Origin of the sequence: Streptococcus sanguinis (genome assembly GCF_003943655.1) — a bacterium.
Taxonomy (GTDB): Bacteria; Bacillota; Bacilli; order Lactobacillales; family Streptococcaceae; genus Streptococcus; species Streptococcus sanguinis_F.
Genome location: NZ_RJMM01000036.1, coordinates 1 through 20,524 on the forward strand (window position 1 = coordinate 1; position 20,524 = coordinate 20,524).

The window sequence follows — 20,524 nt, forward strand, 5'->3', positions numbered from 1 at the left end:
ATTTGTTTTTTTATTGATGATAGTTTATCAGAAGTTCTTCTAATTTTATAAATTGTATCTGAAAACTTTTCATACTCTTCTAGTGTCATAAGCCGAATCATTTTCTGTAAAGTAACTGTTAGTTCTTTACCAGCTTTTCCTAATTCATGAAAAAGCATATCTTGACGTACCGGTTTTTCATTTGAGATTATTTTTTCCTTAATCTCAATTTCATTTTTCAAACGGATGTTCTCTTTATCAATTTTTTGTTTTTCTTTTTTTACTTCTTCATTTTCTTTTCTTAGCTCTATAGTAGCTTTTTTCAAGTTTTTTTGAAGCTCTTTTTTTTCTGAAAGAGTTGTGTTTGCATCATCAAGAAGTTCAAATTTTTTCTCTAATGGTTGAGCGATTTTAGGAAGTTCGTAATATGTCGGAGCAACTGTAAATTTGTACTTTTTAAATCTTCGAATTAACTTTTGGATAGCTTCAGTATCATCAGTTTCAATCTCATCAATATCACTATTTCCAAAGTTTATTAATTGCATATAGGATTCTAATGGTCTGTGAACAAGTTCCATATATACTTTTTCAAATTCTATAGTATAAGAATTAGTAACAAATCCTCTATCGCGAGATGTANCTTCATTAAAATGATTTTCAGAATCTGTTATGTTAATCCAGCCTAGCAATTCCCTATGTCCTAAATATCGATTAAAACCTTGTGTTTTACGTAGGTTTAGACCAAAGGCATCAAAATCAACTTCTCCATATGGAAAAATCCTAAAATTATTCTTATACAAGAAAATAGACCCATAATCTTTCGGTGTCGTTTTCATTATTCTTGTAAAATTGTTTTTTGCTGCTGTACTTAAATAATAAATTTTGAAGTAAATATCTTTTAAAATTGTATTATTCTCAATTTTAAAAGAGTAAATTATCTTTTCTTGATCGTATAGAGTGATACTAATTTCCTTTTCTTTTATTTCACACTCAATATAAATTGTTTTTTTATCCAATACTGAAGCAACATTATTACTAATATACTCATCCAACTCAGCAATTCCTGAGGAGGATGAAATATACTTAACATTAATTTTTATTTTACCATCATCTACAAACGGGTTTACAAGTCTTTGAAGCGCTTCTATAACCTTATTAACTCTATTCAAATCCCAAGTATCTCTCAAGTTAGAGATATTTAAAATAGTCCCTGATTTTTGAATAAAACGGTCTTCGACTACGTCTAAGCTAGTATATGTGACATCTAACTCTTCAAATTTTGTTAGAGAATCCTTTTCGAATTCACCCCAGTCAATTTTCAATTCACTAGCTTCTTCATCTTTATGACTAATAAGCTTAAGCTTAGTTCCTAATCTATCACAAGAAAAACGGCCTATTCCTTTGGAACCAGCATATACCTTATCACTATCTTTTTTTTCTGAATGAGCAACAAACAGCCATTTATTTTCAATATCATCACGATTCATTCCCTTACCGTTGTCCTGAATGATAATGTAATTTTCATAACTGTTTATAATAAGATTTATTTCTGTTGCATCAGCATCATAACCATTTTTTACCAACTCGAAGATAGCTACTAATTCGTTTGTAATCAGGTCTTTACCAATTATATCCTTTAAACCAGAACTTACTTTAAAGTGTAATTTTTCTTCCATCTTAACTCCTTATTCAGAGATTTTCAAAAGAACTTCTCCAACTTGTTCAGCAAACAAAGGGGGAACAGCATTTGCTACTTGAGTATATCTCGGAACATCTGTTTTTCTACGCTCCCCACCTGTTGTGTACGGTCCTTTAAATTCATAGTCATCTGGAAAACTTTGAATTCTAGCATGCTCTCTAACAGTCATGATTCTAGGTTCATCATAATGGATATAATCGTCCGGAATAGAGGTAATCGTATTACAAATCGAATTTTTCTTTAATGGTGTTACTCCACGTTTTTTCAAACCTTCAACGAGATTCATAGAGGGAGTAATCCGAATACTCTGTTCAGAAGCATCCATTAAACGTTCAAATAAATCTATTGTCTCACTTCTATGTTTTGCAAATCTATGGCTATCTGGTAAACTACCTCGTTCAATATTTCTTCTCATTAATTTTTGATATGAGGAAATCGTTCGACCATACTTCCCATTCTTAAAACCCTTAGTATCTTTACTATCAATTTCTCCGTGACTATTTTTTAAATCATTAATTGCTTGTGAAACCGTAACTGGTTTCTTCAATCCTCGATTCTTTTGCCATCGAAAAACCTTGGCAAGGCGGTCCACCCACAACAAGATCAACCTTACCACTCAAGCTTGCCAGATTTTCTGAATGCTCTTCAAGCAATTCATTTATATCCCAGTTTTTCATCTCAAGCCAATCAGGCCAAGAAAAATGCTTTCTTTTATCAATCAAATTAAATTTTAATGTTTTGAATGCGTCTTTATTTCGCTCAATTGCGAATAGTCCCTCTAAGCCTGCATTATGTAAACCTAGGGATAACCCCCCCGAACCTGCAAACAAATCTATATAATTCATAACATAACTTTCTCTTTTATTTAAATACTTCAATTTTACCATAAAAACATAAAAAAAGCAGTCTCGAAATCAATTAAGATTTTACGAGTCTGCCTATTATAATCTTACTAGACTAGTTTCTTCATCTCCTCAATCCGCGCCACGGTCGCGTCGTATTTAGCTTGGTAGTCGGCTTGTTTGTCGCGTTCTTTTTGTACGACTTCTGGTTTGGCGTTGGCTACGAAGCGTTCGTTAGAGAGCTTCTTGCCAACCATATCCAGTTCTTTTTGCCATTTAGCGAGTTCTTTATCGAGACGAGCCAGTTCTTCTTCGACATTGAGGAGATCTGCCAGTGGCAGGTAAATTTCTGCTCCTGTGATGACGCTTGACATAGCGAGTTCAGGTGCAGGGATGGTTGATGCGATTTCCAAGTGTTCTGGATTTGTGAAGCGTTTGATGTAGTTAACATTGCTGTTAAAGAAGGCTTCCAAGTCGCTATCACTAGTCTTGACAAGGATAGTGATGGGCTTGCTTGGTGCTACGTTTACTTCCGCACGCGCATTACGAACAGCACGGATCAAGTCTTTGAGACTTTCGACACCTGTGTGGGCCGCAAGGTCTTCAAAGGCTGGGTTGACAGTTGGGTATTCCGCTGTGACGATAGAGCCTTCTGAGATTTGACCAAAGATTTCCTCAGTCACGAAAGGCATGATTGGGTGAAGCAAGCGCAGGATTTGGTCCAGCGTGTAAAGGAGGACAGAGCGAGTGATGACTTTCTCGTCGTCATTGTCGCTGTATAGCACTTCCTTAGTCAGCTCCACATACCAGTCGGCAAATTCATCCCAGATGAAGTTGTAGAGGATGTGACCAGCCACACCAAACTCAAACTTATCGAAGTTTTCAGTGACCTTGCTAATGGTTTCGTTGAGGTTGTGGAGAATCCAGCGGTCAGTGACATTGCCTGCCTGACCAGCCGCCACCTGAGCGACATTCTCACGCGCCACATCTAGCGTCAAGCCTTCATTATTCATGAGGATATAGCGGGAAATGTTCCAGATTTTATTAATGAAGTTCCAAGAAGCATCCATCTTTTCATAGCTGAAGCGGACGTCTTGGCCAGGGGCAGAGCCGTTTGACAGGAACCAACGCAGGGCGTCAGCACCGTATTTATCAATGATATCCATCGGATCAATCCCGTTACCGAGAGACTTGGACATCTTGCGGCCTTCCTCATCCCGAATGAGACCGTGGATGAGCACGTTTTGGAATGGCTGACGACCAGTGAATTCTAAAGATTGGAAGATCATACGAGACACCCAGAAGAAGATGATGTCGTAACCTGTTACTAGGGTTGATATTGGGAAGTAACGCTTGAAGTCTTCTGAGTCGACATCTGGCCAGCCCATGGTTGAGAATGGCCAAAGGGCTGAACTGAACCAAGTATCCAAGACGTCTTCGTCCTGAGTCCATCCGTCACCTTCTGGAGCTTCTTCACCGACATACATTTCACCCTCAGCATTGTACCAAGCAGGGATTTGGTGACCCCACCAGAGTTGACGGGAAATTACCCAGTCGTGGACATTTTCCATCCATTGGAGGAAGGTATCGTTGAAGCGTGGCGGGTAAAATTCTACCTTATCCTCTGTGTCTTGGTTAGCAATAGCATTCTTAGCCAGCTGATCCATCTTTACGAACCACTGAGTAGACAGACGCGGCTCAACCATAACGCCAGTCCGCTCTGAGTGACCAACACTGTGGATACGTTTTTCGATTTTGACAAGGGCGCCGATTTCTTCCAACTTAGCCACGACTGCCTTACGAGCTTCGAAACGGTCCATGCCTGCATATTCGAAGGCCAAGTCATTCATAGTTCCGTCATCGTTCATGACGTTAACTTGTGGCAAGTTGTGGCGTTGACCGACCAAGAAGTCGTTTGGATCGTGGGCAGGCGTGATTTTCACGACACCTGTACCAAACTCAGGGTCGGCGTGTTCATCCGCAACGATTGGGATTAATTTATTGGCAATCGGCAGAATAACGTTTTGACCAATCAAGTCCTTGTAGCGTGGATCTTCTGGATTGACCGCAACGGCCACATCTCCAAACATCGTCTCAGGACGAGTGGTCGCTACTTCAAGGGCGCGTGAGCCATCCTCCAGCATATAGTTCATGTGGTAGAAAGCACCTTCCACGTCCTTATGGATGACCTCGATATCAGACAGGGCTGTGCGAGCTGCTGGATCCCAGTTGATGATAAACTCACCACGGTAGATCCAGCCTTTCTTGTAAAGCTCGACAAAGACCTTGCGGACAGCTTTTGACAGACCTTCATCTAGCGTAAAGCGCTCACGAGAATAGTCTACAGAGAGCCCCATCTTGCCCCATTGCTCCTTGATGGTAGTCGCATATTCGTCCTTCCATTCCCAGACTTTATCAAGGAATTTTTCACGACCGAGGTCATAGCGGGAAATGCCTTGCTCCCGCAAACGCTCCTCGACCTTAGCCTGGGTCGCAATCCCAGCGTGGTCCATCCCTGGCAGCCAAAGCGTATCAAAGCCTTGCATTCGCTTCTGACGGATGATAATATCCTGCAAGGTCGTATCCCAAGCGTGACCAAGGTGAAGTTTACCAGTTACGTTTGGTGGTGGAATCACAATCGAATAAGGCTTGGCCTTTTGATCTCCAGAAGGCTTGAAAACATCAGCATCAAGCCATTTTTGATAACGCCCAGCCTCAACCTCGGCTGGATTGTATTTAGGTGAAAGTTGTTTAGACATGTGTGTGTCCTTTCTAGTTAATATCTTTAATCAATTCTGGAGGATATGATGCAGAATCCAGATTTATTCCTTTAACTGCATAATTATCATACCCAAATATAAATTTTTGTTCATATTCCCGACCAAGAGCATCACTGAATTTAATTTTAAAAATCAAGAAATACGACTGTTTTGCTTGTTGGTTAATCTCATTCAAGCTAAATGAGATTGATTCATTGGGGATAGCAAAATTCTCACTAAAATAATTATAAAAAGCATGTGTAGCTTTTCCCAAAAATGGGGTCTGCTCAAAATAAATAGGAATTCCATTTGGATCTTTGTTAGGCTCACAAGTCATTATATTGGTTGCTGTACCTCGACCAACATTAGTCAAATAGATTTCAACAATCAGCTGGTGATTAACACTAAAAATACGAGATTTAGTGCGATTTAAATGAAAATAAGGAATTAAATCAGACCGGTTCTGTAAGTTAAATTGCAACTCATCAGTAGATTGTTTATATCTTAAAAATTCTTTTTGAAAATCCTGAAAATTACTCAATTTATCTTGCGCATCTTTATTAAAATCATCTTGTTCTTTTTGTCTCTTATCATCTTCTTTTTGTTTTTTACGATTTGAAAAAAAGGTAAAAATATTTATTATTAATGTAAAAAATCCTACAATTAATGAAATAACCAGTGCTATAAAAGCAACCTTATCAGATTCATACAATTCACTAATAAGATTCCAAATATCCATTTAACTATCCTCCATAATCTTCCTAAACTGATGTTCAAAATCACCCACACACTTCTGGGTTCTGTTGAGCCTCCCACTCACTCCTCAGCAAGCCATATCTCAAATCATCACAGCGATTGCCTTGGGCATCTTTGCGGTCTCGTATGCGAGCTTCAAGGGTAAAGCCTAATTTTTCCGCAACTCGTTGACTTTGCAGGTTATAACCAAAGCAAGTCAGCTCAATCTTGTGAAGACCCAATTCTTTAAAAGCTAGATCAATCAAGGTACGCGCCGCTTCTGGCACATAACAACGTCCCCAATAGTCTGGATGCAAGATATAGCCGATTTCCAGTACATCATCTTCATGGCGATGGTTGAAATCGACAGAGCCAACGATTTTGTCGGTCCCTTTGACGACAATCCCATAGCCCGCCGGAAGATTGTTCTTTTCATTGCGCTCGGGAAGGATATGCTCCAGGTAGTAAATCTCATCCTCCAAGGTCTGGACGGGCGGAAAGCCTGCTGGATAGGAAACTTCTGGCCTACTGGCATAGTCAAAAATATCCACAACATCAGCCACGGTGCGGACTCGCAACACGAGCCGTTCTGTTTCTAATCGATCTGGTAATGCTACTCTTGTCATCCTTCTCCCTCGCTTTCTACAAAAAATCGCCCCTGTCATATCCATGACAGGGACGAATGTGCTTATCCGCGGTACCACCCAATTTCGGGCAGATGCCCGCAACTTTTCTCTTCTTGTTCCTCATTTATGACGTCGTTAAGTCGCTTTGGCATATGCTAGTATAGCCTGCAACTCGCTGCCTAGTCCTAAAAGGAAACAAAAAGACACTTTTATTTCAATTTTTCATCTCATCAGCAACCAGTTTTGACACATTTGTGGACTTCTCAGCACCGCCACTTTCTGTAAAATGCTTGACTCAAAACACCTCTGATGAACCTATTCTATCATCTTTGCAGCGAAAAATCAATAATTTCTCTCACCTAAAAGTCCGTCTGGCAGGTCATGGAAGCCTTTGCCCGCCTGATAGTTGGCAAATTTCCCTAAAAGGAACTGGTAGGCATCGAGACGACTTTCATAGCGAATGGCCGCTTCCTTGGCCCGCTCGTCCTGGTCCGCCTCGTAGACTGCCTGACTCTCCTTGAGGGCCATCTCATTAATCATGACCTGGGTCTTAACCCAAGCTTCAAACTCCTGTAAAAATTCCTGTTCGTAACTCATTTCTCTCACTTTCTAACTGCAAATACCTAGTCCAAATCTCGGTAAAAATCACTGTCAATGTCACGGAAGGGCTGAATGTCCTGTACATACTCCAGCACCCCCTGAAATTCACCAGATTCATCCCGCACCGCCGCATAGGTCACATGGACAAACTTGCCCCGCGATTCCGACTTGAACCACATCTCAAACTTGTCCCGCTCTCCCTGGCGCAGAGCCTTGAAAATCCGCCGTACCTTATCCAAAAACTTGGGCGGGTGACAGAGCTCGACATTGCGCCCTATCTGGGACGGCGTCCGCTTGAAAATCATCTCGTCCGCCGGCACGTTGTCATTATAATACTGGAAAATATCGTCCTTATTCACAAAGGTAATCTCCATGGGCAGATGGTCCAAAATCAGATTAGCCTCCGCCACCGACAGATAACCATGACCAAAAAGCTGCTGGGAGTCCCGATTAAAGGCTTGCTCCTTCTTTTCCTTGGGCTTAAAGGAAATGATGACCTGACCATCCGGCGTATCAATGACCTGCTGAAATCTGCCATCACTAGCCTGTTCTGTGCTGGCTGGCGCTTCGCTTCCCTCATCAGCAGCATCCCCAGCTTCCTCCTCCGAAAATGAGTGACGCGCAGGAATCCATTTTTCCGCTGGCTTGATAATGGCATAGCCATAAGCATCGCTCTCCTCAGCAATCTTGAGCCAGTCATCCTGAGTAAAGGACTCGAGGAGTATCATCAGCAAAATGGACTCTTCCTTGAAAATCATAGCTTCAAACTCAGCAGCAAAAGTCTCAAACTTGTCCTTGACTTCTTCAATCGAAGTATCAGGCAGCTGCTCTGCAGCAATCTTAGCCTCTTGGAAAAGGTCCCGAATCTGATCATCCACGCCCCACATGACCTTGGGCGGCGAATCGTGGCCGTAGCTCTCCATGATAGGAAACATAAGCTCTTCCTTGCGCTGATAGTGGATATCAAACTGCCCCACCAAACCCAGCTGGCGCTGGAGTCCCTTGCGTATTTCAGGAAGAAGCTCCTTATCTTCTGTGCTTTCATAGGTAGATAGGAGTCTTCGAACCCGCATAAGGGCAGCCCGCAGCGCTAGATTTTCCTGCTTGAAGATCTGAACAGGATGGCCTGGATGGTCGGTATCAGCCACCTCCACATCCTGAATGGCACCTTTAAAGAGATTGGCATGGACATTGCAGAGAGACATGACATCTTCAAAGGTCACTCCCGTATCCGAGTTCATCAGCTCATGCTCCATCAGGCTAATTTCGATAGCGGACACACCAGCAAAATGCTCGTTGAAAAGCTCCTGAACAGATTCTGCCGAAGCTCCATTATGTAGGTCCAGCAAGATTGACTTGAGGACTTCAATGCGTTCAGTAGCCATGCCTAAATCCCCACCACTTCATAGCCGTTTAATTCCAGAGTTTGCTTGATTTTATTAAGATCAATGCCGTTCATACCAGCACCTTTTTTGATAGAAACCACGCGCCCGACTGTATTGCGCATAACGGGATTGGCCAGAGGCGTAAAGCCCAACTCGACCAGAACATCCAAAACTTCTGGCTGCTTCTCAATCACTTCTGCCACTGGGATAGACAAATCAATCACATTATCCATAGCTGCTCCTTCATCGTCATTTTTCTACAATTATACCATAAAAAAGCTATCTGCCTCAAAGCAAAAAAGATCTGGGGGGCACCTCTTACGTTAGTTCAAAAGAAATTGAATAGCACATTAAGATAGACATGATGACAGACTTCTGCCTTCCATTATTGCCTCAGGCAATGATAAGAAAATATAAAGCACATTGCTTCGTCTTTTTTCCCTTTTGTGATAAGCTAAGATTAGTGAATTGAGAGGGTTTTCGTATGTATCTAGCAGACTTAATGGAAAAGAGTGAAGCGGGACAGTTTATTGTCCTATCTTATTTACAGCAACATTCTACATCCAGTTTGAAGGATGCCATGTCTGAAACCGGCTTCTCGAAAGCAACCTTGACCAAGTACATTAGCTTGATTAACGACAAGGCAGCGGACCATCATGCAGCCTTATCCATCCAGCTTCAGGACGAAACGCTCAGTCTGTCTATAGAACCGGATACCAAGGGACGGGACATTCGCAGGCTCTTTTTGGGCAATGCTGTCAAATACCAGATTTTAAACCACTTGCTCTATCATCAGCAGTTTTTAGCCCATCAATTAGCACAAGAGCTCATGATCAGTGAAGCAACACTCGGCCGTCATATATCTGGTCTAAATCAGATTTTATCAGAGTTTGAACTATCTATCCAAAACGGCCGCTTGAAAGGGCCTGAGCACCAAATCCGCTATTTTTATTTCTGCCTCTTTCGCAAGGTCTGGTCCAGCCAAGATTGGGAAAAAGAACTTCAAAAACCAGAAAGAAGGCAGGAAGTTGCCGTCTTAGAAGAACTCTGCGGAGCCCAGCTCTCTCAAGGACAGCGATTGGACTTGGCTCTTTGGGCACATATCACCCAACAGCGCCTAAGAGTCAATGCCTGTCAATTCCAAAACATTGAGCAGAAAATGCAGGGCTATTTTGAGAATATCTTCTATCAGCGCTTGCATCGCCGGGCAAATGACTTCTTTGCCAGGCAGCACATCACCCTGAGTCAGGAAGATGGCGAAATGATGATTTTCTTTTCATTTCTACTTTCCCATCGGATTTTACCCCTGCACACCATGGAGTATATACTGGGCTTTGGCGGTGAAATTGCCGGTCTGATTACGCAACTGATTCAAGAGATGAAGGGCAAGGACTTGCTTGGTGACTACATCGAAGATCAAGTGACCTACGAACTCAGTCAGCTCTGCGCCCATGTCTTTCTTTTCAAAGGCTGTCTCTTGCAAGACAAATACAAGCATGATTTAGAATTGCGCCATCCTTACTTATGGAGCGAAGACGATTATCGACAAGTGGCAGACACTATTTTTAGCAAACTGCCTATTTTCCAGCAGGGAACATCTCTGGATAAAAAGGTGTTGTGGGAATGGCTCCAGCTGATGGAGTACATTGATGAAAACGACGGTCAAGTCATCAAGATAGGCATGGACTTGACAGATAGCTTTATCGTTGTTTCCAGGATGACAGCCATTTTAAGGCGATACTTAGAGTACAATCGCTTTATTACGATTGAATCCTACGACCTTACCAGAAATTATGACCTCATCATCACCAACAATCCTATCCATCAAACCCAGCAGGCTCCCATCTATTATTTAAAAAATGACCTGGATTTGGAAGATTTAGCAAAAATTCGGAACATGATATTTCATTAAGAAACTTGGAGAAATCCAGGTTTCTTTGTGATTTTCGCACAATCTCCTCAGATTTTTTTAAAATTTAAAAAAAGTTGATAAAAAAGAAAGCGTTTTATTTTATATACTAGTTACTGTAGAGGAAACATCCTCAAGATTTTTACCAGGAGGACAGTTCATGTCACAAGAAAAATACATCATGGCCATCGACCAAGGAACTACTAGTTCCCGCGCCATCATCTTTAACAAAAAAGGAGAAAAAGTTAGCTCCAGTCAAAAAGAATTTACTCAGATTTTCCCTCAAGCTGGATGGGTTGAGCACAATGCCAATGAAATTTGGAACTCTGTTCAGTCCGTTATCGCAGGTGCCTTCATCGAAAGTGGAGTCAAACCTAATCAAATCGAAGCCATCGGAATCACCAACCAGCGTGAAACAACTGTCGTTTGGGATAAAAATACAGGTCTTCCTATCTATAATGCTATCGTTTGGCAATCTCGCCAGACTGCTCCTCTGGCTGAACAGCTGAAAAGCCAAGGCTATGTGGAAAAATTCCACGAAAAGACTGGTTTGATTATTGACGCTTACTTCTCTGCTACCAAGGTTCGCTGGATTTTGGACCATGTTGAGGGAGCACAAGAAAGAGCTGAAAAGGGCGAATTGCTCTTTGGGACTATCGATACCTGGCTGGTTTGGAAATTGACTGACGGCGCAGCTCACGTGACCGACTACTCGAATGCAGCCCGTACCATGCTCTATAACATCAAGGAACTCAAATGGGACGACGAAATTTTGGAGATCCTCAACATTCCAAAGGCTATGCTTCCAGAAGTTCGATCTAACTCAGAAATCTATGGCAAGACTGCTCCATTCCATTTCTACGGTGGAGAAGTTCCAATCTCTGGTATGGCTGGTGACCAGCAGGCGGCTCTCTTTGGACAGTTAGCTTTTGAGCCTGGTATGGTCAAGAATACTTATGGAACAGGTTCCTTCATCATCATGAACACTGGTGAAGAGATGCAGCTGTCTGAAAACAACCTCTTGACAACCATCGGCTACGGTATCAATGGCAAAGTTTACTATGCTTTAGAAGGTTCTATCTTTATTGCCGGAAGTGCTATTCAATGGCTGCGCGATGGTCTTCGGATGGTTGAAAATTCACCAGAATCTGAAAAATATGCCCTCAATTCTCAAAACAATGACGAAGTCTATGTCGTACCTGCCTTTACAGGTCTGGGCGCTCCATACTGGGATCAAAATGCACGTGGATCTGTCTTTGGCTTGACCCGCGGAACCAGCAAGGAAGACTTTATCAAGGCTACTCTGCAATCCATCGCTTACCAAGTACGCGACATCATTGACACTATGCAGGTGGATGCCAAGACTGCTATTCAAGTCCTCAAAGTCGACGGCGGTGCTGCTATGAACAACTTCCTCATGCAGTTCCAGGCTGACATTTTGGGAATCGATATTGCCCGTGCTAAAAACTTAGAAACAACTGCTCTCGGTGCAGCCTTCTTGGCAGGACTGTCAGTAGGCTACTGGAAAGACTTGGACGAACTCCGCACTCTCAATGAAACTGGAGAACTCTTTGAGCCGTCTATGAATGAATCCCGCAAGGAACAACTCTACAAAGGATGGAAAAAAGCCGTTAAGGCAACTCAAGTCTTTGCAGAAATCGACGACTGATACTGATTCTTATTTTGATAATCAAGTCAGTAGAAGCATGAAACGACTAAGTTAGAAAGTGTGTAATTATGGAATTTTCAAAGAAAACACGTGAATTATCGATAAAAAAAATGCAGGAACGCACCTTAGACCTCCTGATTATTGGTGGTGGGATTACCGGTGCTGGAGTAGCCTTGCAAGCTGCAGCTAGTGGTCTGGAGACCGGTCTGATTGAAATGCAGGACTTTGCGGAAGGGACTTCTAGCCGTTCTACCAAACTGGTCCATGGTGGCCTTCGTTACCTCAAGCAATTCGACGTAGAGGTGGTTTCAGATACAGTTTCTGAGCGTGCTGTGGTACAGCAAATTGCCCCTCATATTCCAAAACCAGATCCTATGCTGCTTCCTGTCTACGAAGAAGAGGGTGCTACTTTCAGCCTCTTCCGTCTCAAAGTGGCTATGGACCTCTACGACCTCTTGGCTGGTGTTAACAACACTCCTGCTGCCAACAAGGTCTTGAGCAAGGAAGAAGTCTTAGAACGGGAACCTGAACTTAAGAAGGAAGGCTTAGTCGGCGGCGGTGTCTATCTTGACTTCCGCAACAATGACGCGCGTCTCGTGATTGAAAATATCAAACGTGCCAACCAAGACGGCGCCCTGATTGCCAACCATGTCAAGGCAGAAGGCTTCCTCTTTGATGAGTCTGGAAAGATTACAGGTGTTGTTGCGCGTGACCTCTTGACGGATGAAGTCTTTGAAATCAAGGCTCGCCTAGTCATCAACACAACTGGACCTTGGAGCGACAAGGTGCGCAATCTGTCAAATGATGGTGAGCAATATTCTCAAATGCGTCCAACCAAGGGAGTTCACTTGGTAGTTGACTCTAGCAATCTCAAGGTTTCTCAGCCAGTCTACTTTGACACAGGCTTGGGAGACGGCCGGATGGTCTTTGTCCTTCCGCGTGAAAATAAAACCTACTTTGGTACGACAGACACCGACTACACTGGCGACTTAGAGCATCCAAAAGTAACACAAGAAGATGTGGATTACCTCTTGGGCATTGTCAATAATCGCTTCCCAGAAGCCAACATCACGATTGACGACATCGAAAGCAGCTGGGCAGGTTTGCGTCCTCTGATTGCAGGAAACAGCGCTTCTGACTACAATGGTGGAAACAACGGTACCATTAGCGATGAAAGCTTCAATGCACTGATTGCGACCGTTGAAAGCTATTTGGCTAAAGAAAAATCCCGTGAGGATGTTGAAGCGGCTGTTACGCAACTCGAAAGCAGCACGTCTGAAAAACACTTGGATCCATCTGCCGTGTCTCGCGGTTCCAGCCTGGAACGTGATAACAATGGCCTCTTGACCCTTGCTGGCGGTAAGATTACGGACTATCGTAAAATGGCGGAAGGCGCTATGGAGCGTGTGGTTGAAATCCTCAAAGCAGAATTTGACCGCAGCTTCAAGCTCATCAACTCGAAGACATACCCTGTTTCAGGCGGAGAGCTCAATCCAGCAAATGTGGATTCCGAAATCGAAGCCTTTGCGCAACTCGGTGTATCACGTGGCTTAGACAGCAAAGAAGCCTTCTATCTTGCAAACCTTTACGGCTCCAATGCTCCTAAGGTCTTTGCCCTCGCACACAGCATCGAGCAAGCACCAGGTCTCAGCTTAGCCGATACCTTGTCACTGCATTACGCTATGCGTAACGAATTAGCACTCAGCCCAGTCGACTTCCTGCTTCGCCGGACAAATCACATGCTCTTTATGCGAGATGGTTTAGACGCTATTGTTGAGCCTGTCCTGGATGAAATGGGACGATTCTACGACTGGACAGAAGCAGAAAAAGCAGCTTATCGAAAAGACGTTCAAGCTGCCCTTGCAAATAACGATTTAGAAGAATTAAAAAAATAGAAAGTACGAGAAGAGGCGGTAGGCAAAACAACTGTCTGCCTCCCCTTCTTTTAAATGGAGTAACATAAATGATGAAAGAAATATTTGGCGAATTTTTAGGAACACTGCTCTTGCTCCTTCTGGGAAATGGAGTGGTCGCTGGTGTGGTTCTTCCCAAAACCAAGAGTCACAATTCAGGTTGGATTGTGATTACCATGGGATGGGGGATTGCCGTTGCCATCGCTGCTTTTGTATCTGGCAACCTTGGCCCAGCCCATCTGAACCCTGCCCTAACTATCGGAGTAGCTCTGAAAGGTGATTTGCCTTGGGCATCTGTTCTTCCTTACATCCTTGCTCAATTTGCAGGTGCTATGGTCGGACAGTTCCTCGTCTTCCTACAGTTCAAACCTCACTATCTAGCTGAAGAAAATCCGGCTAACGTTCTGGGTTCATTCAGCACAGGACCAGCTATCAAAGATACCTTCTCTAACCTGATTAGTGAAATCCTTGGAACTTTTGTTCTTGTACTCACTATCTTCGCTCTAGGACTTTATAAGCTGCAAGCAGGCATTGGCACTTTTGCAGTTGGAACACTGATTGTCGGAATTGGTCTCTCACTTGGTGGAACAACAGGCTATGCCCTCAACCCTGCTCGTGACTTAGGACCTCGCATCATGCACAGTCTCCTTCCGATTCCAAACAAAGGTGATGGCGATTGGAGCTATGCTTGGATTCCGGTTGTCGGACCAATCATTGGTGCCGTCCTTGCAGTCCTAGTCTTTGGCTTATTCTAATATAACCGATTACCATTGGAGAACACTTGTCGAGTGTTCTCTTTTTGTGACTAATTGAGGTGGAGACTAACCTTCCTAGCTTACTCTTCCGATTAAACCATTGCAGTATTGACAAAAGAAAAGACTTAGTTCTGTATTACAGAAAACTAAGTCTTATTTAGAATGATTTTGTCAAATCTTGCAAGCCGTTTCTAATTAACTCGAACGAGAGCTTTCCCTCTTGGACAATTTCACCACTGCCTCGGTCCGAGCGGTATGCGGAAACATATCAACCGACTGGATGTAGTGGACCTTGTAGACCCGACAGAGCTTGACCAAATCGCGAGCCAGAGTTGAGACATTGCAGGAAACGTAGACCATCTTCTCAGGTGCATAGCGGACAATTGTCTCCAGCAGCTTATCATCCAAACCTGTCCGCGGTGGATCGACAATCAAGGCATCCGCCCGATAGCCTTCAGCATACCAGCGAGGAATAACCTCCTCTGCCGTCCCAGCCTCGTAGAGCGTATTTGCAAAGCCCATCCGTTTCGCATTGCGCTTGGCGTCTTCAATGGCCTCAGGGATGATGTCCATGCCACGCAGAGACTTGACCCTTTTAGCGAAGGCAAAGCCGATGGTCCCCACTCCGCAATAAGCATCAATCAAATGGTCTTCTTTCGTCACATCTAGCGCCTTGACCGCCTCCCCATAGAGCACCCCTGTCTGTTCAGGATTGAGCTGATAGAAAGCTCGAGGCGATAGGGAGAATTCATAGTCTAGCACTCCTTCTTGGATAGCCTCCTGGCCCCAGATAATCTCTGTCTTATCCCCATAAATCTCACTGGACTTGCTCGTATGATAATTGACTGCTACTGTTTCCAGCTCAGGAAATTCCGCCACTAGGTCTCGGACGACTGGAGAAAAGTCCAGCTTACGCCCCGTCACAAAAATCATCTGCACCTGACCTGTCTTTCTGGCCCTGCGAATCATAACAGTGCGTACTCCAGCAGTCTTCCTCTCATCATAGATAGGCAGCCTATACTTGCCTAAAAGCCGAGCTACCTTATTTATAATCTTTTGCGTTACCTTGTCCTGAACCAGACAGTTTTTCAGCGAGACCAGATAGTGGGAATTCTGGGCATAGAGCCCCGCCTTGACCTCATCCTTAAATTTTCGAGTCTGAAACTGCAGTTTAGCTCGATAATAAAGTGGCTCCTGCATACCAATGGTCGGACGAATCTCATAGTTTTCGTAACCAGCTGGCGCAAATTTTTTCAAGGCCTGACGCAGCAAATCTTCCTTAAACTCCAACTGCTTGTCATAGTGGAGGTGCATGATTTGACAGCCTCCGCAGCTATCATAAATCTCACAAGGCGCTTCCACCCGAAATTTCGATCGCTTGTTGATGGTCAAGAGCTTGGCCTCGATAAAGTTACGCTGAACCCTGGTCACCTGACAGTAGACTTCCTCGCCTTTCAAAGCCCCTGGCACAAAGACCAGCGTTTTCTTATAAAATCCAATCCCTTCCCCATTAATTCCCATTTTCTTAATTTTCAAAGGGATTCTTTGCTTTACTTTCACATTCATGCTTCTATTATACCACGCTGCCTCGCATTAGTTGAGAATATGTTACAATAAAAGTATGAAATCAGAAAAAATATCCCTTCCACTCGCCCATTTCCCTGAGCAAATACGAACTTATCTAGAGGGAGCCAATTTTTACGACAGCTCCTCACATTCAAGCGCCAGTGTTTTCTATGCCGATACGGGCTATTATTTGAAAATCGACCAAAAAGGCCAGTTAGCCCAAGAAGCCACACTTGCCAAATGGTTTGAAAAACAAGGGCTCGGTGTGCCTGTCATTCACTACCTAGCAACATATAAAGACTACCTGCTGACTAAAGAAGCAGAGGGCAAGGACGCCCTCGCCTTTCTCCAACAGCCAGAAGAACTTTGCCAAACGATGGCTGTCACACTCAGAAAACTTCACAGCCACCAACCCCAGCATTTCCCAATCCAGCATCGCCTCCAACACTATAAAGAGCAAGCAGAGGAAAATTATCGGAAAGGCTGCTTTTATCAAAAAGCCTTGCTGCCTCAATTTCATATCCAAAGCCGTGAGGAAGCCTACCAGCTTATTAAAGAACAGGGACTCTTACTGACTGCGGATTCCTTTATTCACGGTGACGCCTGCTTGCCTAATTTCATCCTGAAAGACGCAACAACTTTCTCCTGCTTTATTGACGTTGGCCTCGCTGGCCTTAGCGATCGCCACATTGATCTTTACTGGGCAATCTGGTCTCTTACTTATAATTTATCTGACCCTCAATACGCAGAGCTCTTTCTTGACTACTATGGCAGAAAGGATGTTGATACAGACAAACTGCGCTTGATAGCTGCCTTTGAAGCATTTGGCTAAAAGAAAGGATTCTACCAAAATCCCCTATGAAAATCACAAAAATCGAAAAGAGAAAAAGACTCTACCTCTTGGAGTTGGACGACAGTGAAAAGCTCTATATCACAGAAGACACCATTGTCCGCTTCATGCTGTCCAAAGGAATGGAAATCACGGAGCAGGAACTATCAGAGATTCAAGACTTTGCCCAATTTTCCTACGGAAAAAATCTAGCCCTCTACCATCTTTCCTTCAAGCAAAGAACTGCCAAGGAAGTTAAAGACTACTTAACACAGCACGACATCCAACCAGAAATCATCAGCCAGGTCTTGGACAATCTAAAAAAGGAACATTGGATTAATGATAGAAAATATGCTAACTCTTTTATCCAATCCAATCTTCTCACTGGTGACAAAGGCGCTTTTGTTCTCAAGCAAAAGCTCAGTCAAAAAGGGATTTCTAGCGCAATCATAGAGGAAGAATTGAGCCAGTTTGATTTTACTGAACTAACAGACAAGGTTGCCGAAAAGCTGCTCAAAAAACACCAGGGAAAACTGCCCAGCAAGGCCTTACAAGATAAAATACTTCAATCCTTGATAAACAAAGGTTTTTCCTATAGTCAAGCTAAAACCGCCTATCAGCATTTGGAAATCGAAGAAGACAAAGAAAATCAGCAAGAGCTTCTCTATAAAGAGCTAGACAAGCAATACCGCAAGTACTCAAAAAAGTATGACGGTTATGACTTAAAACAGCGACTGACGCAAAGTTTAGCCCGCAAAGGCTATGATTTCTCAGACATAGCCAGCGCGCTGAGAGAATATCTTTAAGATTTCCAATGAAAACTTATGCATTTCTATGAAAATATGTTACAATATAGAAGATGAACTTATAAATTGTAGAAAGTTGGTAAGTTATGAAACTTCCAAAAGAAGGCGACTTTATTACAATTCAAAGTTATAAGCATGATGGGAATCTTCACCGCACCTGGCGAGATACCATGGTACTAAAGACAACAGAAAACGCCATTATTGGCGTTAATGACCACACACTGGTAACAGAAAGTGATGGCCGACGTTGGGTAACACGTGAACCAGCCATTGTCTATTTTCATAAAAAATACTGGTTTAATATCATTGCCATGATTCGCGACAATGGAACTTCATACTACTGCAACCTAGCCAGTCCTTACTATCTGGATAATGAAGCTCTAAAATACATTGACTATGATTTAGACGTCAAAGTCTTTGCTGATGGTGAAAAACGCCTCTTGGATGTAGAAGAATATGAACGCCACAAAAAACAGATGCACTATTCTGATGATTTGGATTTCATTCTCAAAGAAAATGTCAAAATCCTAGTTGATTGGATTAACAACGGAAGAGGTCCATTTTCAGATGCCTATGTCAATATTTGGTACAAACGTTATGTTGAACTAAAGAATCGATAAAGTTGTCAAAGAGCGTAAGCTCTTTTTCTTTTGTCCAATTCGGCCTCACCAGAGGTCAAATTCTTGCAATCTCAAGCATTTTCGGGTATCATATAAGAAAATCCAGACTGTAAGAAAGGAGTCTCCCATGGCATTTACAAATACTCTCGGCCGATATGCCAGCTTTGGCATCATGACGAGCCTCCCTGAAGAAATTGTCGACTCATTCTGGTATATCATTGATAACAATCTCAAAGGTGTCTTTGAACTTCGCCCAGTCCTTAAATTTGAAATCACCAATCGCCAAGGAAGAGTATCTCTACGATTCTCACAAAAAAACTTCAACACCATTATTTCATTTGACTTAAACTATCAATTTGATCCTTTCTTTCCTAGAAAAGTCTACATCGTTGATAACAAGGGCAAAGAAACCATTATGCTATCTGACGAATACTCTTTGATGTAGTAAATCAAACTCAGCACATATAAAAACCTCTGAAGGCAACAAACACTGCTATCAGAGTTTTTTTATCTTTAATATTATTCATCTCAAATGAAAAGTACATTTCAGTAGCTTAATACAGCCAAAACTCCCGTAACACTAGTCTTTAAAAAAATTAAACTTGGTTAAGTAATCAAATCCCTTGCTTTCTAATAGGATTATTCAAAGATACAGAACCAGAACCTCTAAAAGATTCTATCAATAATTAAAAGCGACTATAAGTAAGGAGTCTTAATACCAACATATGTTAGCTAAGTCATAGATACTGAACACAAAGTTTTCTTAAAAAGAAAAAAGATAGATCAGTATATCTATCTTTTTTGTTATCTAGTCGGGAAGACAGGATTCGAACCTGCGACACCTTGGTCCCAAACCAAGTACTCTACCAAGCTGAGCTACTTCCCGGTGTTTAAACAATCTAAAAACGGAGCCCTAAGACTTCGCTTCCAAATGCACCCTAGAGGAGTCGAACCTCTAACCGCCTGATTCGTAGTCAGGTACTCTATCCAGTTGAGCTAAGGGTGCTCACTATTCATATTAAATTCATTATAGCAAAACTTAAGAAAAAATCAAACAATTTAATGCACCCTAGAGGAGTCGAACCTCTAACCGCCTGATTCGTAGTCAGGTACTCTATCCAGTTGAGCTAAGGGTGCTCATCTTCTTCCACTTCTGCCTCTTACAAGTCTATGCCGAGGACCGGAATCGAACCGGTACGATCGTTACCAATCGCAGGATTTTAAGTCCTGTGCGTCTGCCAGTTCCGCCACCCCGGCCGCCTCAAGCGAACGACGGGATTCGAACCCGCGACCCCCACCTTGGCAAGGTATCTTATATGCGGGTTAAGGGACTTGAACCCCCACGCCCTAAAGCGCCAGATCCTAAATCTGGTGCGTCTGCCAATTCCGCCAAACCCGCTCTTATGACCCGTACTGGGCTCGAACCAGTGACCCTTTGATTAAAAGTCAAATGCTCTACCAACTGAGCTAACGAGTCTCTTACTTTTCTTGAAATCTTCTCGACTTCAACGGTCCCGACGGGAATCGAACCCGCGATCTTCGCCGTGACAGGGCGACGTGATAACCGCTACACTACGGGACCTAATATGGGAGTTAACGGGATCGAACCGCTGACCCTCTGCTTGTAAGGCAGATGCTCTCCCAGCTGAGCTAAACTCCCAAAGGGTGGAGTCTAGCTCAGCCAACGGTGAGAAACTTCGTTTCTCTCATCCGCCGATTGTAATTTCGATTTCCTCTCCATTACAACTAAGCTAAACTCCCTTCGCTAAGCGACTTCCATATCTCACAGGGGGCAACCCCCAACTACTTCCGGCGTTCTAGGGCTTAACTGC

18 protein-coding genes and 8 tRNA genes are annotated in these 20,524 nt (G+C 43.1%); 8 read left to right on the plus strand and 18 right to left on the minus strand.

Annotation, left to right across the window (positions count from 1 at the left end):
• From D8886_RS10920 to D8886_RS10955, 9 genes are all read right to left on the minus strand, one after another.
• Nucleotides 1-1,655: ATP-binding protein (locus tag D8886_RS10920; protein WP_125435663.1), on the minus strand; the 1,655-nt coding region annotated here is incomplete at its 3' end.
• Nucleotides 1,656-1,664: 9 nt separating this feature from the next.
• The gene (locus D8886_RS10925) at nt 1,665-2,225 is read right to left on the minus strand and encodes a DNA cytosine methyltransferase (RefSeq protein WP_260469518.1); all 561 of its coding nucleotides are present in this window, start codon (nt 2,223-2,225) and stop codon (nt 1,665-1,667) included.
• Entirely contained in the window at nt 2,191-2,523 is a 333-nt protein-coding gene (locus D8886_RS11935; protein ID WP_260469519.1) for a DNA cytosine methyltransferase, read from the minus strand. The genes D8886_RS10925 and D8886_RS11935 overlap by 35 nt, the downstream gene beginning before the upstream one ends.
• A gap of 107 nt (nt 2,524-2,630) precedes the next feature.
• Nucleotides 2,631-5,279: a valine--tRNA ligase gene (locus D8886_RS10930; RefSeq protein WP_125435665.1), complete on the minus strand. Its 2,649-nt coding sequence runs from the start codon at nt 5,277-5,279 to the stop codon at nt 2,631-2,633.
• Between the two features lie 13 nt (nt 5,280-5,292).
• The gene (locus D8886_RS10935; RefSeq protein ID WP_125351261.1) at nt 5,293-6,018 is read right to left on the minus strand and encodes a hypothetical protein; all 726 of its coding nucleotides are present in this window, start codon (nt 6,016-6,018) and stop codon (nt 5,293-5,295) included.
• 40 nt (nt 6,019-6,058) lie between these two features.
• Nucleotides 6,059-6,640 carry a GNAT family N-acetyltransferase gene (locus D8886_RS10940; RefSeq protein ID WP_125435667.1) on the minus strand — a complete coding sequence of 194 codons (582 nt, stop codon included), beginning with the start codon at nt 6,638-6,640 and terminating at the stop codon, nt 6,059-6,061.
• 342 nt (nt 6,641-6,982) lie between these two features.
• Nucleotides 6,983-7,237, minus strand: a complete 255-nt coding sequence (locus D8886_RS10945; protein WP_002899692.1) for a DUF1912 family protein — start codon at nt 7,235-7,237, stop codon at nt 6,983-6,985.
• Nucleotides 7,238-7,263: 26 nt separating this feature from the next.
• On the minus strand, nt 7,264-8,625 hold the full coding sequence (locus D8886_RS10950) for a DUF438 domain-containing protein (RefSeq protein WP_125435669.1): 1,362 nt from the start codon (nt 8,623-8,625) through the stop codon (nt 7,264-7,266).
• Nucleotides 8,626-8,627: 2 nt separating this feature from the next.
• Nucleotides 8,628-8,858, minus strand: a complete 231-nt coding sequence (locus tag D8886_RS10955) for a DUF1858 domain-containing protein (protein WP_002894544.1) — start codon at nt 8,856-8,858, stop codon at nt 8,628-8,630.
• 251 nt (nt 8,859-9,109) lie between these two features.
• Between D8886_RS10955 and D8886_RS10960 the strand changes: the two genes are divergently transcribed.
• The 4 genes from D8886_RS10960 to D8886_RS10975 all read left to right on the plus strand — a co-directional run bounded on the left by D8886_RS10960 (nt 9,110) and on the right by D8886_RS10975 (nt 14,871).
• On the plus strand, nt 9,110-10,537 hold the full coding sequence (locus tag D8886_RS10960; RefSeq protein ID WP_125435671.1) for an AcpB/EbpR/MafR family transcriptional regulator: 1,428 nt from the start codon (nt 9,110-9,112) through the stop codon (nt 10,535-10,537).
• Nucleotides 10,538-10,694: 157 nt separating this feature from the next.
• Nucleotides 10,695-12,203: a glycerol kinase GlpK gene (gene glpK, locus D8886_RS10965; RefSeq protein WP_002918403.1), complete on the plus strand. Its 1,509-nt coding sequence runs from the start codon at nt 10,695-10,697 to the stop codon at nt 12,201-12,203.
• A gap of 68 nt (nt 12,204-12,271) precedes the next feature.
• Complete coding sequence (gene glpO, locus D8886_RS10970; RefSeq protein WP_125435673.1) at nt 12,272-14,098, plus strand: type 1 glycerol-3-phosphate oxidase; 1,827 nt, start codon at nt 12,272-12,274, stop codon at nt 14,096-14,098.
• Between the two features lie 68 nt (nt 14,099-14,166).
• The gene (locus D8886_RS10975) at nt 14,167-14,871 is read left to right on the plus strand and encodes an MIP/aquaporin family protein (RefSeq protein WP_125435675.1); all 705 of its coding nucleotides are present in this window, start codon (nt 14,167-14,169) and stop codon (nt 14,869-14,871) included.
• A gap of 195 nt (nt 14,872-15,066) precedes the next feature.
• Here the strand turns inward: D8886_RS10975 and rlmD are convergent, their stop codons facing one another.
• Complete coding sequence (gene rlmD, locus D8886_RS10980; protein WP_023916635.1) at nt 15,067-16,437, minus strand: 23S rRNA (uracil(1939)-C(5))-methyltransferase RlmD; 1,371 nt, start codon at nt 16,435-16,437, stop codon at nt 15,067-15,069.
• 55 nt (nt 16,438-16,492) lie between these two features.
• On the opposite strand from rlmD, the gene D8886_RS10985 reads away from it, so the two are divergent.
• The 4 genes from D8886_RS10985 (at nt 16,493) to D8886_RS11000 (ending at nt 19,137) form a co-directional block, all read left to right on the plus strand.
• Nucleotides 16,493-17,269 (plus strand): aminoglycoside 3'-phosphotransferase, encoded by a 777-nt coding sequence (locus D8886_RS10985; protein ID WP_125435677.1) that lies wholly within the window; start codon nt 16,493-16,495, stop codon nt 17,267-17,269.
• Nucleotides 17,270-17,295: 26 nt separating this feature from the next.
• The gene (gene recX, locus D8886_RS10990) at nt 17,296-18,072 is read left to right on the plus strand and encodes a recombination regulator RecX (protein WP_125435679.1); all 777 of its coding nucleotides are present in this window, start codon (nt 17,296-17,298) and stop codon (nt 18,070-18,072) included.
• 86 nt (nt 18,073-18,158) lie between these two features.
• Entirely contained in the window at nt 18,159-18,692 is a 534-nt protein-coding gene (ntdP, locus tag D8886_RS10995) for a nucleoside tri-diphosphate phosphatase (protein ID WP_002896978.1), read from the plus strand.
• A 127-nt stretch (nt 18,693-18,819) separates the two neighbouring features.
• Nucleotides 18,820-19,137, plus strand: coding sequence for a DUF960 domain-containing protein (locus tag D8886_RS11000; RefSeq protein WP_125435681.1), 318 nt, complete (start codon nt 18,820-18,822; stop codon nt 19,135-19,137).
• 367 nt (nt 19,138-19,504) lie between these two features.
• Here the strand turns inward: D8886_RS11000 and D8886_RS11005 are convergent.
• The 8 genes from D8886_RS11005 to D8886_RS11040 all read right to left on the minus strand — a co-directional run bounded on the left by D8886_RS11005 (nt 19,505) and on the right by D8886_RS11040 (nt 20,352).
• A tRNA-Pro gene (locus D8886_RS11005) sits at nt 19,505-19,578 on the minus strand.
• Between the two features lie 46 nt (nt 19,579-19,624).
• Nucleotides 19,625-19,698, minus strand: a tRNA-Arg gene (locus D8886_RS11010).
• A 57-nt stretch (nt 19,699-19,755) separates the two neighbouring features.
• A tRNA-Arg gene (locus D8886_RS11015) sits at nt 19,756-19,829 on the minus strand.
• A 34-nt stretch (nt 19,830-19,863) separates the two neighbouring features.
• Nucleotides 19,864-19,949, minus strand: a tRNA-Leu gene (locus D8886_RS11020).
• 60 nt (nt 19,950-20,009) lie between these two features.
• Nucleotides 20,010-20,091 (minus strand) — tRNA-Leu (locus tag D8886_RS11025).
• A gap of 5 nt (nt 20,092-20,096) precedes the next feature.
• Nucleotides 20,097-20,169: transfer RNA gene (locus tag D8886_RS11030), tRNA-Lys, on the minus strand.
• Nucleotides 20,170-20,201: 32 nt separating this feature from the next.
• Nucleotides 20,202-20,274 (minus strand) — tRNA-Asp (locus tag D8886_RS11035).
• Between the two features lie 5 nt (nt 20,275-20,279).
• Nucleotides 20,280-20,352 (minus strand) — tRNA-Val (locus tag D8886_RS11040).
• Nucleotides 20,353-20,524 lie beyond the last annotated feature (172 nt).

What these genes read in the sequence shown, in the direction of transcription:
- ntdP (WP_002896978.1), top strand. Translation starts at nt 18,159, where the DNA reads ATGAAACTTCCAAAAGAAGGCGACTTTATTACAATTCAAAGTTATAAG.
- glpK (WP_002918403.1), top strand. Translation starts at nt 10,695, where the DNA reads ATGTCACAAGAAAAATACATCATGGCCATCGACCAAGGAACTACTAGT.
- D8886_RS10975 (WP_125435675.1), top strand. Translation starts at nt 14,167, where the DNA reads ATGATGAAAGAAATATTTGGCGAATTTTTAGGAACACTGCTCTTGCTC.
- D8886_RS10955 (WP_002894544.1), bottom strand. Translation starts at nt 8,858, where the DNA reads ATGGATAATGTGATTGATTTGTCTATCCCAGTGGCAGAAGTGATTGAG.
- D8886_RS10930 (WP_125435665.1), bottom strand. Translation starts at nt 5,279, where the DNA reads ATGTCTAAACAACTTTCACCTAAATACAATCCAGCCGAGGTTGAGGCT.
- D8886_RS10950 (WP_125435669.1), bottom strand. Translation starts at nt 8,625, where the DNA reads ATGGCTACTGAACGCATTGAAGTCCTCAAGTCAATCTTGCTGGACCTA.
- D8886_RS10945 (WP_002899692.1), bottom strand. Translation starts at nt 7,237, where the DNA reads ATGAGTTACGAACAGGAATTTTTACAGGAGTTTGAAGCTTGGGTTAAG.
- D8886_RS10935 (WP_125351261.1), bottom strand. Translation starts at nt 6,018, where the DNA reads ATGGATATTTGGAATCTTATTAGTGAATTGTATGAATCTGATAAGGTT.
- D8886_RS10940 (WP_125435667.1), bottom strand. Translation starts at nt 6,640, where the DNA reads ATGACAAGAGTAGCATTACCAGATCGATTAGAAACAGAACGGCTCGTG.
- rlmD (WP_023916635.1), bottom strand. Translation starts at nt 16,437, where the DNA reads ATGAATGTGAAAGTAAAGCAAAGAATCCCTTTGAAAATTAAGAAAATG.
- D8886_RS11935 (WP_260469519.1), bottom strand. Translation starts at nt 2,523, where the DNA reads ATGAATTATATAGATTTGTTTGCAGGTTCGGGGGGGTTATCCCTAGGT.
- D8886_RS10985 (WP_125435677.1), top strand. Translation starts at nt 16,493, where the DNA reads ATGAAATCAGAAAAAATATCCCTTCCACTCGCCCATTTCCCTGAGCAA.
- recX (WP_125435679.1), top strand. Translation starts at nt 17,296, where the DNA reads ATGAAAATCACAAAAATCGAAAAGAGAAAAAGACTCTACCTCTTGGAG.
- glpO (WP_125435673.1), top strand. Translation starts at nt 12,272, where the DNA reads ATGGAATTTTCAAAGAAAACACGTGAATTATCGATAAAAAAAATGCAG.
- D8886_RS11000 (WP_125435681.1), top strand. Translation starts at nt 18,820, where the DNA reads ATGGCATTTACAAATACTCTCGGCCGATATGCCAGCTTTGGCATCATG.
- D8886_RS10960 (WP_125435671.1), top strand. Translation starts at nt 9,110, where the DNA reads ATGTATCTAGCAGACTTAATGGAAAAGAGTGAAGCGGGACAGTTTATT.